Annotated in this window: 12 protein-coding genes and 8 tRNA genes; 19 read left to right on the top strand and 1 reads right to left on the bottom strand. The window is 43.4% G+C overall.

Annotated features, from left to right (window positions below):
- Window position 1: 1 nt before the first annotated feature.
- From ispD to rpoS, 7 genes are all read left to right on the top strand, one after another.
- Entirely contained in the window at window positions 2–703 is a 702-nt protein-coding gene (ispD, locus tag CXF82_RS19400; protein WP_101090607.1) for a 2-C-methyl-D-erythritol 4-phosphate cytidylyltransferase, read from the top strand.
- A 38-nt stretch (window positions 704–741) separates the two neighbouring features.
- Window positions 742–1,221: a 2-C-methyl-D-erythritol 2,4-cyclodiphosphate synthase gene (gene ispF / locus CXF82_RS19395; RefSeq protein ID WP_101090608.1), complete on the top strand. Its 480-nt coding sequence runs from the start codon at window positions 742–744 to the stop codon at window positions 1,219–1,221.
- Window positions 1,222–1,236: 15 nt separating this feature from the next.
- Window positions 1,237–2,304, top strand: a complete 1,068-nt coding sequence (gene truD / locus CXF82_RS19390) for a tRNA pseudouridine(13) synthase TruD (RefSeq protein WP_101090609.1) — start codon at window positions 1,237–1,239, stop codon at window positions 2,302–2,304.
- Complete coding sequence (gene surE / locus CXF82_RS19385; protein WP_101090610.1) at window positions 2,301–3,053, top strand: 5'/3'-nucleotidase SurE; 753 nt, start codon at window positions 2,301–2,303, stop codon at window positions 3,051–3,053. The genes truD and surE overlap by 4 nt, the downstream gene beginning before the upstream one ends.
- A 34-nt stretch (window positions 3,054–3,087) precedes the next feature.
- A complete protein-coding gene (locus tag CXF82_RS19380; RefSeq protein WP_101090611.1) occupies window positions 3,088–3,723 on the top strand; it encodes a protein-L-isoaspartate(D-aspartate) O-methyltransferase in 636 nt (211 codons plus the stop codon).
- Window positions 3,724–3,805: 82 nt separating this feature from the next.
- Window positions 3,806–4,702 (top strand): peptidoglycan DD-metalloendopeptidase family protein, encoded by an 897-nt coding sequence (locus CXF82_RS19375; protein WP_102038251.1) that lies wholly within the window; start codon window positions 3,806–3,808, stop codon window positions 4,700–4,702.
- A gap of 76 nt (window positions 4,703–4,778) precedes the next feature.
- Window positions 4,779–5,747 (top strand): RNA polymerase sigma factor RpoS, encoded by a 969-nt coding sequence (rpoS, locus tag CXF82_RS19370; protein ID WP_101090613.1) that lies wholly within the window; start codon window positions 4,779–4,781, stop codon window positions 5,745–5,747.
- A 75-nt stretch (window positions 5,748–5,822) separates the two neighbouring features.
- Here rpoS and mutS read toward each other — a convergent pair whose 3' ends face one another.
- On the bottom strand, window positions 5,823–8,405 hold the full coding sequence (gene mutS, locus CXF82_RS19365) for a DNA mismatch repair protein MutS (RefSeq protein ID WP_102038250.1): 2,583 nt from the start codon (window positions 8,403–8,405) through the stop codon (window positions 5,823–5,825).
- Between the two features lie 319 nt (window positions 8,406–8,724).
- On the opposite strand from mutS, the gene recA reads away from it, so the two are divergent.
- From recA to CXF82_RS19305, 12 genes are all read left to right on the top strand, one after another.
- A complete protein-coding gene (recA, locus tag CXF82_RS19360) occupies window positions 8,725–9,792 on the top strand; it encodes a recombinase RecA (RefSeq protein WP_101090615.1) in 1,068 nt (355 codons plus the stop codon).
- A gap of 466 nt (window positions 9,793–10,258) precedes the next feature.
- Window positions 10,259–12,883 (top strand): alanine--tRNA ligase, encoded by a 2,625-nt coding sequence (alaS, locus tag CXF82_RS19355; RefSeq protein WP_102044778.1) that lies wholly within the window; start codon window positions 10,259–10,261, stop codon window positions 12,881–12,883.
- A gap of 474 nt (window positions 12,884–13,357) precedes the next feature.
- On the top strand, window positions 13,358–13,555 hold the full coding sequence (csrA, locus tag CXF82_RS19350) for a carbon storage regulator CsrA (protein WP_101090617.1): 198 nt from the start codon (window positions 13,358–13,360) through the stop codon (window positions 13,553–13,555).
- A gap of 200 nt (window positions 13,556–13,755) precedes the next feature.
- Window positions 13,756–13,847: transfer RNA gene (locus CXF82_RS19345), tRNA-Ser, on the top strand.
- Window positions 13,848–13,868: 21 nt separating this feature from the next.
- Window positions 13,869–13,945 (top strand) — tRNA-Arg (locus CXF82_RS19340).
- Window positions 13,946–13,977: 32 nt separating this feature from the next.
- A tRNA-Arg gene (locus tag CXF82_RS19335) sits at window positions 13,978–14,054 on the top strand.
- A gap of 31 nt (window positions 14,055–14,085) precedes the next feature.
- Window positions 14,086–14,162, top strand: a tRNA-Arg gene (locus tag CXF82_RS19330).
- Between the two features lie 33 nt (window positions 14,163–14,195).
- Window positions 14,196–14,272, top strand: a tRNA-Arg gene (locus CXF82_RS19325).
- A 30-nt stretch (window positions 14,273–14,302) separates the two neighbouring features.
- Window positions 14,303–14,379: transfer RNA gene (locus tag CXF82_RS19320), tRNA-Arg, on the top strand.
- Window positions 14,380–14,411: 32 nt separating this feature from the next.
- A tRNA-Arg gene (locus CXF82_RS19315) sits at window positions 14,412–14,488 on the top strand.
- Between the two features lie 104 nt (window positions 14,489–14,592).
- Window positions 14,593–14,684 (top strand) — tRNA-Ser (locus CXF82_RS19310).
- A 464-nt stretch (window positions 14,685–15,148) separates the two neighbouring features.
- Window positions 15,149–16,699: an arylsulfatase gene (locus CXF82_RS19305; RefSeq protein WP_180960995.1), complete on the top strand. Its 1,551-nt coding sequence runs from the start codon at window positions 15,149–15,151 to the stop codon at window positions 16,697–16,699.
- Window positions 16,700–16,763: the final 64 nt, after the last annotated feature.

Genomic DNA, 16,763 nt, shown 5'->3' with positions numbered 1-16,763 from the left:
AATGAGCCAATCAACTAAACAAATCATCGCTGTCGTACCAGCCGCAGGGATAGGCAGTCGCATGGGTGCTGAGGTGCCAAAACAGTATTTAGCCCTTAACGAGCAAACGATCCTCGGACACACTTTGGATTGCTTGTTGAGTCATGCTGGCATCTCAACGGTGATCATTGCGCTCCATCCACAAGATAAGTATTTTTCAACGCTGCCTCAGGCGACACATCCTAAATTATTAGCCGTAATTGGCGGAAATGAGCGAGCTGACTCAGTGCTTGCGGCTCTGCAACATGCTGATGAAGACAGTTGGGTGTTAGTACATGATGCGGCGCGCCCCTGTTTAAGTCATGCCGATATCGATAAACTCATAGCTTCAAGCTCGGTCTTTCCACAAGGGGCGATATTAGGCGCTCCAGTGCGTGACACCATGAAGCGCAGCAAGGATAATGGCGAGATATGTAATACTGTTTGCCGTGACAAACTTTGGCATGCCTTAACACCGCAGTATTTTCCTGTTAAGCCGTTAAGGGATAATCTAAAAGCTGCATTGGCTGCAGGAGCACTTATCACTGACGAAGCGTCAGCTATGGAGTGGGCAGGCATTATGCCGGGTATTATTAGCGGTCGCGCTGACAACATCAAAGTGACCCATCCTGATGATCTGCAGCTGGCTTCGCTATTTCTTAAAAATCTAAGCAGCATAGGCTAACGTTTAAACGCTGGTTAGTGTCATCACTAGGAATTGAAATGAAAATTAGAATTGGCCATGGGTTCGATGTGCATAAATTTGGCGGCGAACCACCATTGATCTTAGGCGGCGTTGTTGTCCCTTTCGATGTTGGTCTTATTGCGCACTCAGATGGTGATGTGGTGTTACATGCCATTTCTGATGCAATACTCGGTGCAATGGCATTGGGTGATATAGGTAAGCACTTTCCGGATACTGACGCCCAGTTTAAAGGCGCTGACAGCCGGGTCTTGCTGAGGCACTGTTATAAATTGGTGCTGGATTTAGGCTTTTCGTTATCAAATTTGGATGTGACCATTATTGCGCAAGCCCCAAAGATGGCACCACATATAGAAAGTATTCGTTGTTTGTTAGCTGCGGATCTGCAGTCTGATATTGGCGATATTAATGTTAAAGCGACAACGACAGAGAAGCTTGGTTTCACAGGCAGAAAAGAAGGTATTGCAGTTGAAGCTGTAGTGCTGCTGGCAAAGATATAAAGAGATTATAGAGATATGAGCGAACTTCATTATTTACACGGTAAGCCCGCAGCTACTGCTGATCTAAGAACACATAATAGTGATTTCTTAGTACAAGAAATTCTGCCTTTTGTGCCAACAGGCGAGGGCGAGCACCACCTGCTACACATTCGCAAAGATGGCCTTAATACACTCGAAGTCGCAAAAATGCTCTCAAGTTTTGCTCATGTTCATCCAAAAGAGGTGACTTACGCAGGGCAAAAAGATAAACATGCAGTGACCGAACAATGGTTTGGTGTTCGTATCCCAGGTAAAGAAACACCTAATTGGCAAGCACTTAACAGTGACAAAATCACAGTGATGACCGCTTCTCGTCATGGAAAAAAATTACGGATAGGGGCTTTGGCGGGAAACCGTTTCACCTTAGTATTGAGAAACGTCACTGAGATTGACGATGTTGTCGCTCGGCTGGAAAAGATAACTCAAATAGGTGTCCCCAATTATTTTGGTGAGCAACGTTTTGGTCATGAAGGCAAGAACCTTGTATTTGGTCGGCAGATGTTTGGCGGTCGCAATGTTAAAGACCGCAATAAACGCAGTATGTATCTTTCTGCTGTTCGCTCGAATGTGTTTAATGTGGCTACATCCGCGAGATTAGCCTCACATGGCATTGCGACGCTAAGCGGTGATTGTGTCATGCTGGCGGGTAGCAAGAGCTATTTCATTGCCGAGCAATGGGATGAAACCTTAACCGCACGTTTGGCCAAAAAAGATATCCAACTCTCGGCTCCTATGTGGGGGCGTGGTTTGCCATTAGCTCAAGCTGACGCCGCTGAAGTGGAAGCAAACGCGCTTGAAGACTTAGCGATTGATCGTGATGGATTAGAACATGCGGGGCTAAGTCAAGAGCGTCGTGCTCTGCTACTTGAACCACAGCATTTACAGTATCAAATTGAAGAAGATACCATTACGCTTAAATTTGCTTTACCATCAGGCTCTTATGCTACTTCTGTCTTACGAGAACTGTTTGAGTATCAAGATGTGCAAGAGGTGGCTAGAAAACAAATGCTAGCGGCACAACAGGAACTCGTTGCAACAGAATGAAAATTTTAATTAGTAACGATGATGGTGTAAATGCCGAAGGTATCGTTGCTTTGACAAACGCGTTAAAGCAGATAGCAGAAACCTTAACTGTTGGCCCAGATCGTAACTGCTCTGGTGCGAGTAACTCGCTGACCTTGACCAATCCACTGCGGCTGAATAAGTTAGACAATGGTTATATCTCGGTGAGCGGCACTCCAACTGATTGTGTACACCTTGCGATAAGAGAGTTGTATCAAGATGAACCAGACATGGTAGTGTCGGGGATCAACGCTGGTGCAAATATGGGCGATGATACTCTCTATTCTGGCACTGTTGCGGCAGCAATGGAGGGCCGCTTCTTAGGCTTTCCAGCGATAGCTATTTCGCTTGTGGGCTCTGAGTTAAAACATTATGAAACAGCAGCTTATTTTGCGTTGAAAATTGTTAAAGGCTTACAGAAACAACCTATTGCGCAAGATAAGATTTTGAATATCAATGTGCCTGACCTGCCTATTACTGATGTTAAAGGCATCAAGATCACTCGATTGGGTGCAAGGCATAGAGCTGAAGGGATGATCAGGACACAAGATCCCGCAGGCAAAGAGATATTTTGGTTAGGCCCGCCAGGTGATCAACAAGACGCAAGTGAAGGTACTGACTTTTATGCTGTTGCCAACGGCTATGTTTCTATAACGCCATTGACTGTCGACTTAACCGCCTTTGAGCAGTTAGCGGCAATGACGACTTGGTTAGCAACCGTAGAGTTGTAGACAAATAATTTTAATACTATTGGAACCGTTATTTATGAACCGGCTCGCGTCAACGTCAGCTTTGAATCTAGCAAAAAGTCTGTATGAAGCTGGCATCCGTCAAGAGTCAGTTTTAAAAGCGGTGGCTAATACGCCAAGAGAGCGTTTTTTAGATGCTGCGCTAGGGCATAAAGCCTATGAAAATACGGCACTGCCAATTGGTCAAGGACAGACCATATCGCAACCTTATATTGTTGCCAGGATGACCGAGATTTTATTGCAAAGTAAACCGAAAAAGGTGCTAGAAATAGGCACTGGTTCAGGTTATCAAGCGGCAATATTAGCTCAGTTAGTACCACAGCTATGTACTGTTGAACGGATTAAGAGCCTACAAATTCAAGCAAGACAACGTTTAAAAAAGCTTGATCTACATAATATTGCTTTTAAATATGGCGACGGTTGGCAAGGCTGGCCGAGTAAAGGGCCTTATGATGCGATTATGGTCACCGCTGCTGCTGCGAGTGTGCCTAGCGCGTTAATAGAACAGCTAGCAGAGGGTGGTGTGCTTGTTATCCCTGTAGGAGAAGCATCTCAGCAATTACTGAAAGTCACTCGTGTGGGTGATAAATGTGTGTCAGAGGCAATAGAGGTTGTGCGATTTGTGCCATTAGTGAGTGGTGAACTTGCTTAACTTTATTGTTACTCTTGTTGTAGTCCTTGTCCTAAATTTTAAGTCATGGTCGCAGATTTGCGATTTGGGGTAGCCGAGTCATATGAAGTTTATTGCGTACTTCTGTATCATTTTTACTTTTGCATTATCAGGTTGCAGCTTCCAAGCTGAGCGCCCCGCACCCGTGGAATCCTTGAACTCCCCGATAAAGCCGTCTTATGACAGAGGTTCGATTACCAGTAGCCGATATAAAGTTAAACAGGGCGATACCTTGTACTCTATCTCTTGGGGGGCAAATAAAGATTTTGCTGATGTTGCTAAGGTCAATAACCTGCGAAAGCCTTATACCATCTACCCTGGACAGGTATTGAGTTTTCGCTCTAAAAAATCTGTTACAAATACTAATACTGCCAAAAAAACGTCAAAAACAGCTGTTAAATCGACTGCAAAGAACACTAAAGTTATTAGTAAACAAAGTGTTAAACCTAATTCCGTTGATAAAAAAACGACTAAAACAGCGTCAAAAAAACAGCTTGATCAAGTTGCAAAGCCTGCGTACTCTGTAACAAGCAGTCAACAAGTTGTTAACCCTGTTATCCACAAGCGAGAGTCAACCTTACCTAAAAAGGTAAGTCGGTGGTTCTGGCCTGTGAAAGGTAAGGTGATTGGAACTTTCTCAGCCAAAGAGCAGGGAAATAAAGGAATAAAGATCGCGGGTAATCGTGGTGATGCAATTAAAGCTGCTGCTAGTGGTAGAGTGGTTTATGCAGGAAGTGCACTACGAGGTTATGGTAATTTAGTTATTATAAAGCATAGTGACGATTATCTAAGTGCATATGCACATGCTGATAAGATCTTAGTAAAAGAAAAGCAACTTGTTAATGTTGGACAGACAGTTGCTGAAATGGGTAATACCGGCACTAATCGGGTCATGCTACATTTTGAGATCCGTTATCATGGGAAGTCAGTAAACCCACTTAAATATTTGCCTAAGCAATAGTTGATTAGGCTGCCAGTTTGGCAAATCGGAGGACAGTACAGTGCAGTAGTTAAATATGAAATTTGGGAGATATATTATGGGCAGAACAAATAATGCCGTAGTGGCAGAAAAACCTACGAATACTTCTGTAAAAGGATTAACATCAGACGTCAATAAAAAGGAAGTTAAAGAAGCAGAGTTGGAGCAACAAGTACAAGACGATTTACAAAAAAACCTCGATGCGACACAACTGTATCTAGGTGAAATAGGATTTTCCCCCCTTCTCAGCGCAGAAGAAGAGGTGTTTTTTTCACGCAAGTCACTTAAAGGCTGTGAAAAATCCCGCAACCGCATGATCGAAAGTAACCTCAGATTAGTCGTAAAAATTGCACGTCGATATAATAATCGTGGCTTAGCGCTGCTCGATCTTATTGAAGAAGGTAATTTGGGCTTAATCCGTGCCGTAGAGAAGTTCGATCCTGAACGTGGTTTCAGATTCTCAACTTATGCGACGTGGTGGATCAGACAAACAATCGAACGAGCAATTATGAATCAGACTCGTACGATTCGATTACCCATCCATGTCGTAAAAGAGCTTAATGTTTACCTGCGTACTGCACGAGAGCTAGCTCAAAAATTAGACCATGAGCCTACCGCAGAAGAAATTGCAGATAAACTCGATCTATCAAGCAGCGATGTCAGTCGTATGCTCAAGTTAAACGAACGCATCACCTCAGTCGATACCCCGTTGGGTGGCGAAAGTGATAAGGCGTTACTGGATGTATTAGCTGATGACGACAATGTTGGACCTGATTATAAGGTTCAAGATGAAGATATGTCGAAATCAGTAGTGAAGTGGTTAGATGAACTTAATACCAAGCAAAGAGAAGTTCTAGCGCGCCGATTTGGTTTATTAGGCTATGAGCCATCAACACTTGAAAACGTCGGTAAAGAGATTGGCTTAACCCGTGAGCGTGTACGCCAAATTCAAGTTGAAGCATTAAAGCGCTTAAAAGATTTGTTAGGCGCCCAAGGTCTATCTGTTGAGGCTATTTTTAGAATTTAGCAACCGGTAGATAAAGAAAAGGCGCCGCTGGCGCCTTTTTTGTTTCTATTGCTTAAAGCAAAGAGACTTATATTATTACAGTGATAACTTTTTTAAGTGATAAAGATAATCGAGCGCTTGCCTTGGTGTCAGTTCATCGGGATTGAGCTTTTCAAGTGCCTCAATCACAGCTGATGATGCTTGTGTTGGCAAACTGATGGCTTGTTGAGCCAAAATCTGACCATTTTGCGACTGCTCCATTGCCTGATCGCGGCTTTCTAAATGGTGAAGCTTTTGTTTGGCAGCACTTATGACGCTGTTTGGCACACCTGCAAGTGCGGCAACCTGCAATCCGTAACTTCGACTGGCTGGGCCCTCTTGCACCGCATGCATAAACACGATTGAATCACCATGTTCAACGGCATCCAGATGCACATTTTCGACGTTATCCATCAGCTCCGGAAGCTGGGTTAACTCAAAGTAATGCGTTGCAAATAGCGTCATTGCGTTAAGGTTTTTGGCTAAATACTCTGCAGCCGACCATGCCAATGATAAGCCATCGTAGGTAGATGTACCGCGGCCAATCTCATCCATTAAGACCAGACTGTTTGGCGTTGCATTATGAAGGATATTCGCCGTTTCGGTCATCTCGACCATAAAAGTCGATCGTCCAGAAGCGAGATCGTCTGACGCGCCAATACGGGTAAATATTCTATCGACAGGGCCAATTACGGCATGCTCCGCAGGAACGTAACAACCAATATGTGCCATCAAGGTGATTAAGGCTATCTGCCTCATATAGGTGGACTTACCCCCCATGTTTGGACCGGTAACAATCAGCATTTTACGTTGGTCATCTAGCGTTACTGGGTTCGCTATAAAGGGACTTTGACTTACTTGCTCGACAACAGGATGGCGACCTGCTTCTATATGTATTCCTGAAGCTTCTGATAGTTCTGGGCAGGCGTAGTTAAGTGTTTCAGCGCGTTCAGCAAAGTTACACAAGACATCCAATTCAGCCGCGGCTTTGGCAAACTCTTGCAGCTCATGTATTTTCGGCAATAGGAGGTCAAATAACTGTTCCCATAACTGTTTTTCTAATGCGAGTGCTTTACCTTGGCTTGAAAGGACTTTTTCTTCGTGTTCTTTCAGTTCCGCAATGATATAACGCTCTGTGTTTTTTAGCGTTTGACGGCGTTGATAACTCAAGGGCACCAGATCTGATTCGCGGCGGCTGACTTCAATGTAGTATCCATGTACTCGGTTGTAGCCGACTTTTAGGGTAGATATCCCTGTTTGTTCTTTCTCTCGAGCTTCCAACTGGGCAAGGTAATCGGTAGCACCGGCGCTTAGTACACGCCATTCATCAAGCTCTGCATCATAACCGTCACGTATTACACCACCATCACGAATAAGCATTGGTGGATTATCGACAATGGCATTTGACAGCAAGACTAGTTCTTCAGGGAACTCGCCAATGACTTGAGACAGGTATTGAAGGTGAGGAACTGTTGTCGACTTAAGCGTTTGCTGTAGTTGCGGTAACAAGCCTAATGCTTGACGTAAGCGCGCAAAATCTCTTGGTCGGGCATTGCGAAGGGCGATACGAGCTGTTATTCGCTCAACGTCACCTAATGCTTTTAAGTCTTCAGCAAGGGTAAGGTAATGCTCACTGGTAATTAACTCGGCAATAGATGACTGTCGAGCATTTATGACTTGGTGATCACGCAGTGGCTGATGCAACCAGCGCTGTAGCATGCGGCTACCCATAGCTGTAACTGTATTATCTAATACAGAGGCTAAGGTGTTAGTTTGTCCGCCTTGCAGGTTTACTGTTAACTCTAAATTACGACGCGTCGCAGCATCAAGTATGATGCTATCAGCTTGGTTAAAACGTATGATCGAGTTTATATGTGGTAATGCTGTACGCTGAGTATCTTTCACATACTGCATTAGGCATCCTGCAGCTTGCAGTGACAGTCTGGCATCTTCAATACCGAAACCTTTAAGGTCTTTAGTGCCAAATTGACTTAGCAGCAAACGGTGGCAAGTCTCAAAATCAAATTCCCACTCCGGTCGACGGCGAGTGCCATTCATGCCTGCAATAAGACTCATTTGTGAAAAGTCTTCGCTATAAAGCAATTCTGCCGGATTGGTTCTTTGCAATTCAGCTTCCAGAGCCTCGGTATCTTTCAGCTCTGTGACCACAAAACGGCCGGATGCGATATCAAGAGTCGCGTAACCATATCCCGCTTTGCCTTGATAGAGTGCGGCAAGTAAATTATCTTGCTTCTCTTGTAGCAAGGCTTCATCAGTCAAAGTCCCTGGGGTGACGAGACGGACAACTTTGCGATCAACTGGCCCCTTTGAAGTGGCTGGATCGCCTACTTGCTCGCAGATCGCGACAGACACACGAAGTTGCACTAGCTTCGCTAAATACCCTTCAACAGCGTGGTAGGGTAGGCCAGCCATAGGGATCGGGTCGCCACCACTTTTTCCGCGTGCTGTTAATGAGATACCGAGCAACTCAGAAGCGAGTTTGGCATCTTCGTAAAAAAGCTCGTAGAAGTCCCCCATGCGATAAAATAGCAACATATCTGGATTTTCCGCTTTTAGCGTCAAATATTGACGCATCATCGGGGTGTGTTTTTCTAAGTTTTGCGGATCAATAGCAGTCATCAATTTGCTTTGCCTGTACTTTACTGCGGCGCGTAGTGGCCATTAAACATTTATGGTTGCCAATCTTAACAATTTTTTACTCATCTTAGTGGGGATTATTATGATGAAATACTGCTAACTAAGGGCGTTTTTTACGTACTATTGCTTATCTGTATGATTTTGTTGGTTTAATAAAAAAATCTTGCACAGTACTTGATACTGTATGATTGTACAGTATACTAGTTTCATATTGAGGCCCTAAAGTAGATATTAGAGTCGTCATCAAAATGATAATACAGTGCTGAAACTGTGTTAGCACTGTGATTTTAAGGAAATAATAATGAAGATAGATCCAAATAAAGAGAAAGCGTTAAACGCCGTTTTAGGTCAAATTGAAAAGCAATTTGGTAAAGGTTCAATTATGAAGTTGGGCGAAAATCGTTCAATGGATGTTGAAACAATCTCTACTGGCTCTCTATCTTTGGATGTGGCGTTGGGTGCTGGTGGCCTGCCTATGGGGCGTATTTGCGAAATCTACGGTCCAGAATCATCAGGTAAAACAACACTAACGTTGGAAGTGATTGCTGCAGCACAGAGGCAGGGCAAGATTTGTGCATTTATCGATGCCGAGCATGCTTTGGACCCCATCTATGCAAAGAATCTAGGTGTTGATATTGATAATTTACTTTGCTCACAACCTGATACTGGTGAGCAAGCGTTAGAGATTTGTGATGCATTGAGTCGTTCTGGCGCAGTTGACGTTATTGTTGTTGACTCCGTGGCGGCATTAACGCCAAAAGCTGAAATTGAAGGCGAAATTGGTGACTCTCACATGGGCCTAGCGGCGCGTATGATGAGCCAAGCAATGCGTAAACTTGCAGGTAACCTTAAGCAATCAAATACTTTGCTTATCTTCATTAACCAAATTCGTATGAAAATTGGTGTCATGTTTGGTAACCCTGAAACCACGACTGGTGGTAACGCACTTAAGTTCTACGCTTCTGTTCGTTTAGATATTCGCCGTACTGGTGCGATCAAAGACCGCGATGAAGTTATTGGTAACGAAACGCGCGTTAAAGTGGTTAAGAACAAAATTGCTGCGCCGTTTAAGCAAGCTGAATTCCAAATCCTTTATGGCAAAGGTATTAACAGTACTGGCGAGCTAGTTGACTTAGGCGTTATTCATAAGTTAATTGAAAAGTCAGGTGCTTGGTATGCATATAAAGGCAGTAAAATTGGTCAAGGCCGTGCAAACGCTGGTAAGTATTTAATTGAAAACCCAGAAGTGTCTGACGAAATTGAGGCTACTTTGCGTTCAATGTTATTAGGCAAAGGCGAAAAAGTAACAGCGGAAACTACTGACACTGCAGGTGACAATGTTGATTTAGAAACAGGCGAAGTTTTTTAAGTCCCTTTTTTGAGTTAGCTTTTTAATACTTATGCCCCAATCAGCATTACACGTCACGGCGCGCTTATAGCGCGCCGTGATCATTCCCGTAAAAAATCCAAACCAAACTAAACTAAACTAAACTTTCTGAGTTTGACGTACTAAAAATTAAAATGGTGCTAATAGCCGTGCTCTTACAGTCTATTTAGACGACAGTCGTTATCTAATAGGGCAAAGTCTTCATTCGAACAAATATCTTATGCTCTTGAGTGTGATCCTTACGATTAATTTGTCATTTGCTAGCAACCTCATTTTCACCACTCATATCTTAGAATGATCCCGCAATACCCATTTTTTTAGCTGTCTACGCAGTTTTGTCACTACAGGGCTGGTTGTTAGCCATGACACTGCTTATAATGCTTTTCATAAAAATTTATCATTAGGCTCTTTTTCGGGCTAGTTGCACAACCTAATTCAGGACGGTTTCATGTATCAAACTACTGCAGCACTGCGTAGTGCTTTCTTGGCATATTTCGGTACCAATGGTCATCAGGTCGTTGATAGTAGCTCTCTAGTGCCAACTAATGACCCTACGTTATTATTTACTAATGCGGGTATGAACCAGTTCAAAGACGTATTTCTTGGAGAAGACAAGCGCAATTATAGCCGTGCCACCTCATCTCAGCGATGTGTAAGAGCGGGCGGTAAGCATAATGATTTAGATAATGTTGGTTACACAGCGCGCCACCATACATTTTTTGAAATGCTCGGTAACTTTAGCTTTGGTGATTACTTCAAAGAAGAAGCGATAAACTTTGCTTGGAATTTTCTAACTAAAGAGCTAAAACTGCCCAAAGAGCGTTTATGCGTCACTATTTACGACACCGATAACGAAGCTTACGATATCTGGACGAAAAAAATCGGTATTGCACCTGAAAATGTTATTCGTATAGGCGATAACAAAGGCGCTGCTTATGCTTCCGATAATTTCTGGCAGATGGGCGACACAGGACCTTGTGGTCCTTGTTCTGAAATTTTCTATGATCACGGCGATCATATCTGGGGTGGCCGTCCCGGTACGCCAGAAGAAGACGGTGACAGATTTATTGAGATCTGGAACATCGTATTCATGCAGTATAACCGTCAATCAAATGGTGATATGAATCCGTTACCTCGACCTTCTGTTGATACAGGAATGGGGATTGAGCGAATTGCTGCGATTATGCAGGGCGTGCATTCAAACTATGAGATTGATATTTTCCAAGCGTTAATCAAAAAGACGGCTGAAATCCTCGGCGTTACTGATTTAGAAAATAAATCACTACGTGTTATCTCCGATCATATCCGCTCATGTGCATTTTTAATTGCTGACGGTGTGATGCCATCGAATGAAGGCCGCGGTTATGTATTACGTCGTATTATTCGCCGTGCCGTTCGTCACGGAAATAAATTAGGTGCTACTAGCAGCTTCTTTTATAAGCTGGTTCCGACTCTGATCGAAGTTATGGGTGATGCCGCTAAAGGTTTAGTGGCTACGCAACCAATAGTTGAAAAGTCACTTAAAGCTGAAGAAGAGCAGTTTGCTCGTACACTCGAGCGCGGTCTAGGTATTCTTGATAATGCGTTAACAAATCTTAAAGGTGATGTATTAGACGGTGAAACAGCCTTTAAATTGTATGACACATACGGATTCCCAGTTGATTTAACCGCAGATGTTTGTCGCGAGCGAGATATCACTGTCGATGAAGCTGGTTTTAAAACTGCCATGGCAGAGCAGCGAAGCCGTGCTCAAGCCGCTGGTCAGTTTGAAACTGATTACAATGATGGTCTAAAGATAGATGCACAAAGTGCTTTCGTTGGTTATGAGAGTCTTAATAACCAAGCGACGATTATTGCTATCTATAAAGCGGGTGAATCGGTCAATGAGCTTGCTGCAGGTGACGAAGCGGTAATTGTACTGGATAACACACCATTTTACGGTGAATCTGGTGGCCAGTGTGGCGACAAAGGTGTGCTTATTGCTGATGGTGTTGAGTATAACGTTACTGATACCCAAAAATACGGCCAAGCAATTGGCCATATTGGCAAGTTAGCGAGCGGCTCAATTAAAGTTGGTCTGTCTGTTTCTACTGATGTCGACAAAGACCGTCGTCATAGAACAGAGCTAAACCACTCCGTTACGCATTTACTTCATGCAGCGTTGCGCCAAGTGTTAGGTACGCACGTAACTCAGAAAGGCTCGTTAGTTGACCCTGAACGTTTACGTTTCGACTTCTCTCATTTTGAAGGCGTTAAAGCCTCTGAGGTCAAAGAAGTAGAAGAATTGGTTAATACTCAAATCCGCCATAACCACGCGTTAACTGCTGAAGTGATGGACATAGAGCAAGCCAAAGAGAAAGGCGCTATGGCGTTATTTGGCGAGAAGTATGACGATGAAGTTCGTGTTGTCTCTATGGGAGACTTCTCAATTGAGCTCTGTGGCGGAACACACGTAGGTCGTACTGGTGATATTGGCTTGTTTAAGATCACCTCTGAAGGTGGTATTGCCGCGGGTATACGTCGAATCGAAGCGGTAACAGGGGCAGCTGCAATGGCTTATATTGCTAAGCAGCAGGATCAGCTGGAAGAAGCTGCGTCGTTATTGAAAGGCGATAGTGCCTCTGTTGTGGTAAAGCTCAAGGCACAACTGGATAAGGCTAAGTTGCTTGAGAAAGAGCTTGCACAGTTAAAAGATAAACTTGCGGCAGCAACCAGTGCCGATCTCGTTGGTGAAGCTGTTGACGTCAATGGTATTAAAGTTTTAGTTAAGAAGCTTGATGGTGTCGATGCAGGTTCGCTTCGCGGTTTGCAAGATGAACTCAAGCAGAAGCTTAAGTCTGGTATTGTTGTATTAGGGATTGCTGGCGACGCCAAGGTGAACCTCATTGCGGGTGTCACTAAAGATCTCACTGGCAAAGTGAAAGCAGGTGAACTTATAGCTTCCATCGCTGTGCAAGTTGGTGGTAAAGGCGGTGGGCGTCCTGATATGGCACAAGCAGGTGGTAGCCAGCCTGAAAACCTTCAAAGTGCATTAGATAGCGTTATACCTTGGATTTCTGACAAGCTGGCTTAATCGAGATAGCTGTTGAATGAAAGTTTGAAAAACGCTCTTTATGAGCGTTTTTTGTTGTCTGAAGGCTAAAAGTTAGCATAAGTGCTAATGGTAGCGGCTATGTTTAGCAAACTAATTGCATAAATATCACTATTTACGAGAAAACTAGTAGATATAACAGTTAACTTTGGTATGGTGATTGTGACAATGTAATGTTGTTTGGCTAATGGATTTTAGAGGTGTTGCTGAAATGGTCTTCAAACTGTTTTCATGCCCGTTTAATCTCTATGTTTAATAATAGCCTTTTAGTGCAGAATTTTTTTAATATGGCTTGTAGGGTTTTGATGCTAGAACTGTATATAAAGGCAGTAAAGGTGCAATTAATTGGCGTATTTCAAATTGAATACTGTTAATTTGTACTAAGCTAACTCTATAATAAGTATATAGCGGAATAATGCCGTATAAAGCAAGTTTAGGAACTAAAGGAGCAACATAATGCTGATATTGACTCGTCGTGTTGGTGAAACACTGATGATTGGTGATGAAGTTACGGTCACTGTATTAGGCGTTAAAGGTAACCAAGTAAGAATTGGTGTTAATGCACCTAAAGAAATCTCTGTCCATCGTGAAGAGATATATCAACGCATTCAATCTGAAAAATCAGGGACTGCTCCAGAAGGCGGAAACTTCTGATTGTAGTTTGATGATTACTGAGAATTTTAGAAGCTAGTTTTTTAACTGGCTTTTTTATTTTTTAGGATATGAAAAGTCTTATTATGGGCGTTCTTAGGCGGATATACAGTCAACATGCTTAAAAACAGTCCAAACGGAAATAGTTTCTTCGAAATGGTTTGACTTATTTTCGGCAAACAGTAATATGTGCGCCAAGAAACGGAGAGGTGGCCGAGTGGCCGAAGGCGCTCCCCTGCTAAGGGAGTATGGGCGTTAAATCCCATCGAGGGTTCGAATCCCTCCCTCTCCGCCATTTCTTACAGTAAACGACGATGCGGATGTAGCTCAGCTGGATAGAGTACCTGGCTACGAACCAGGCGGTCGGAGGTTCGACTCCTCCCATCCGCACCATAATTTACTGTTGTGTTTAAATGTTTTAGTGAGCGGATGTAGCTCAGCTGGATAGAGTACCTGGCTACGAACCAGGCGGTCGGAGGTTCGACTCCTCCCATCCGCACCATTAAATCATTTGAAAGTTTTGCTTAATATTTGCGGATGTAGCTCAGCTGGATAGAGTACCTGGCTACGAACCAGGCGGTCGGAGGTTCGACTCCTCCCATCCGCACCATTAAGTTGTTTTAATTGCTTTACCTTTATATATGCGGATGTAGCTCAGCTGGATAGAGTACCTGGCTACGAACCAGGCGGTCGGAGGTTCGACTCCTCCCATCCGCACCATAAAGTTTTTAATTTTTTACCTTAATATATGCGGATGTAGCTCAGCTGGATAGAGTACCTGGCTACGAACCAGGCGGTCGGAGGTTCGACTCCTCCCATCCGCACCATTAAGTTTTCTAAATGTTTTATCTTTATATATGCGGATGTAGCTCAGCTGGATAGAGTACCTGGCTACGAACCAGGCGGTCGGAGGTTCGACTCCTCCCATCCGCACCATATAAGGCTTACAGATTTTGCGTTTTAGTTTTCATCGATAATGTCTTTGGAAACTAATTAAACGGATGGTGAATATAACTCCTTCCACGCGCACCATGTTTTGCGGAGAGGTGGCCGAGTGGCCGAAGGCGCTCCCCTGCTAAGGGAGTATGGGCGTTAAATCCCATCGAGGGTTCGAATCCCTCCCTCTCCGCCATTCTTAAAATACAAAAAAACCGCTTACTAAAGCGGTTTTTTTGTGCCTGAATTTTACCTATATGAATAGTGTCATTATTTTCATCAGTGTCAGTATCCATAATAATCTCCTTTCGTTTTATATTAATCCGTTACTTGCAACTTTCCTGATAGTTGCTTGCAGTATTAACAACAGATTGCATCAATAGTTTTAAATTCTAAGCAAAGCTTTGTTCATCTATTTACCTCACTAAAGGTAGACCTTAGTTTTACGACCGCCACGAAACATTGCAGCCCTACCTTACTTTTAGTCCATTAATCTATAGTTGGAGTCAAATAGTTGTAATTTTAGTTGATTACACTTTGGTAACGTGTGACTTTAAAGTTAGCAACTATATTTGTCGTAGTCATTCTGGAAGTCGCTTTGCGCAGAATGAGTTCAGGTTTGTATAAAAACAAGTTTGTATTAAAGAACGGAGATCTTTTATGACGCTACTTCGCAATAAGTTTACAAAAAAGTTAGCTCTACTATCGGTTACTGCTGGATTAATGTCCTTCGCGGCGACCGCAGCTGATAAACCTAATATTCTCGTTATCTGGGGAGATGATATTGGTCAATCTAATATCAGTGCCTATACCTTTGGCTTGATGGGTTACCAAACACCGAATATTGATAGCATCGCCAAAGAGGGGATGATGTTCACTGATTACTACGGTGAGCAGTCTTGTACCGCAGGTCGCTCTACTTTTATTACGGGGCAAAGCGTATTTCGTACTGGTTTGTCAAAAGTGGGAATGCCTGGAGCTGATGTCGGATTACAGGCCTCTGATGCAACCATCGCTGAAATCCTCAAACCGATGGGATATGCAACGGGGCAGTTCGGTAAAAATCATTTAGGCGATAAAGATGAGTTTTTACCAACAAACCATGGTTTTGATGAGTTTTTCGGTAACTTGTATCATCTTAATGCTGAAGAAGAACCTGAGAATATTGATTACCCTAAAAACCCTGAGTTCCGTAAAAAGTTTGGACCTCGTGGCGTTATTAAGTCTTCTGCCGATGGCAAAATCGAAGATACTGGACCGCTAACGAAAAAGCGTATGGAGACGGTGGACGATGAAACGGTCGCTGCGGCAATAGATTTTATGGAACGAAAGGTCAAAGCCAAGAAGCCATTCTTTGTTTGGTGGAGTGGTACTCGTATGCATTTTCGTACTCATGTTAAACCTGAGCTTCAAGGTTCAAGTGGCTTGAGTAATTATACCGACGGTATGATTGAACATGATAACCATGTAGGGCAATTACTCGATACCGTTGATAAGTTGGGCATAAAAGATAATACCATTGTTTTTTATTCAACCGACAATGGGCCACACATGAATACTTGGCCTGATGCGGGTACAACCCCATTTAGAGGTGAAAAGAATACAAACTGGGAAGGGGCTTACCGAGTTCCGGCCATGGTACGCTGGCCTGGAAAAATTGCAGCGGGTTCGGTTTCCAATGACATTATGCACCATATGGACTGGTTGCCGACTTTTGCCGCTGCCGCTGGCGATAGCAAGGTGAAAGAAAAGTTGTTAAAAGGCCATAAAGCGGGCAGTAAGAAGTTCAAGAACCATCTCGATGGTTATAACTTTTTGCCCTATTTAACCGGTAAAGATAAAACAGGTCCTCGTGAGGAGATTTTCTACTTTACTGATGATGGTGATTTAGCGGCGCTTCGCTTCAATAATTGGAAGCTGGTATTTATGGAGCAAAGAATGGCCGGTACATTAGCGTTATGGGCTGAGCCTTTTGTTGTTTTACGACTGCCAAAAATCTATAACTTAAGAACAGACCCGTATGAAAATGCAGATATCACTTCCAATACCTACTGGGATTGGATGTTAGACAGAGCGTTCATGTTAGTACCGGCGCAAGCTTATGTGGGTAAATTCCTAGAAACCTTTAAGGAATATCCACCTAGCCAAAAAGCAGCTAGCTTCAGTTTAGATCAAGTGATGGAGAAACTGCAGCAACCTGCGAGTAAATAGAAGTTGGTATCATTAAGGGCGCTTGCGCCCTTTTTCTATTTTTAAAGGGTACTGGTTTGGTGTC

Source organism: Shewanella sp. GutDb-MelDb (assembly GCF_002836075.1).
GTDB lineage: Bacteria > Pseudomonadota > Gammaproteobacteria > Enterobacterales > Shewanellaceae > Shewanella.
This window is presented reverse-complemented; position numbering and strand designations above follow the sequence as displayed.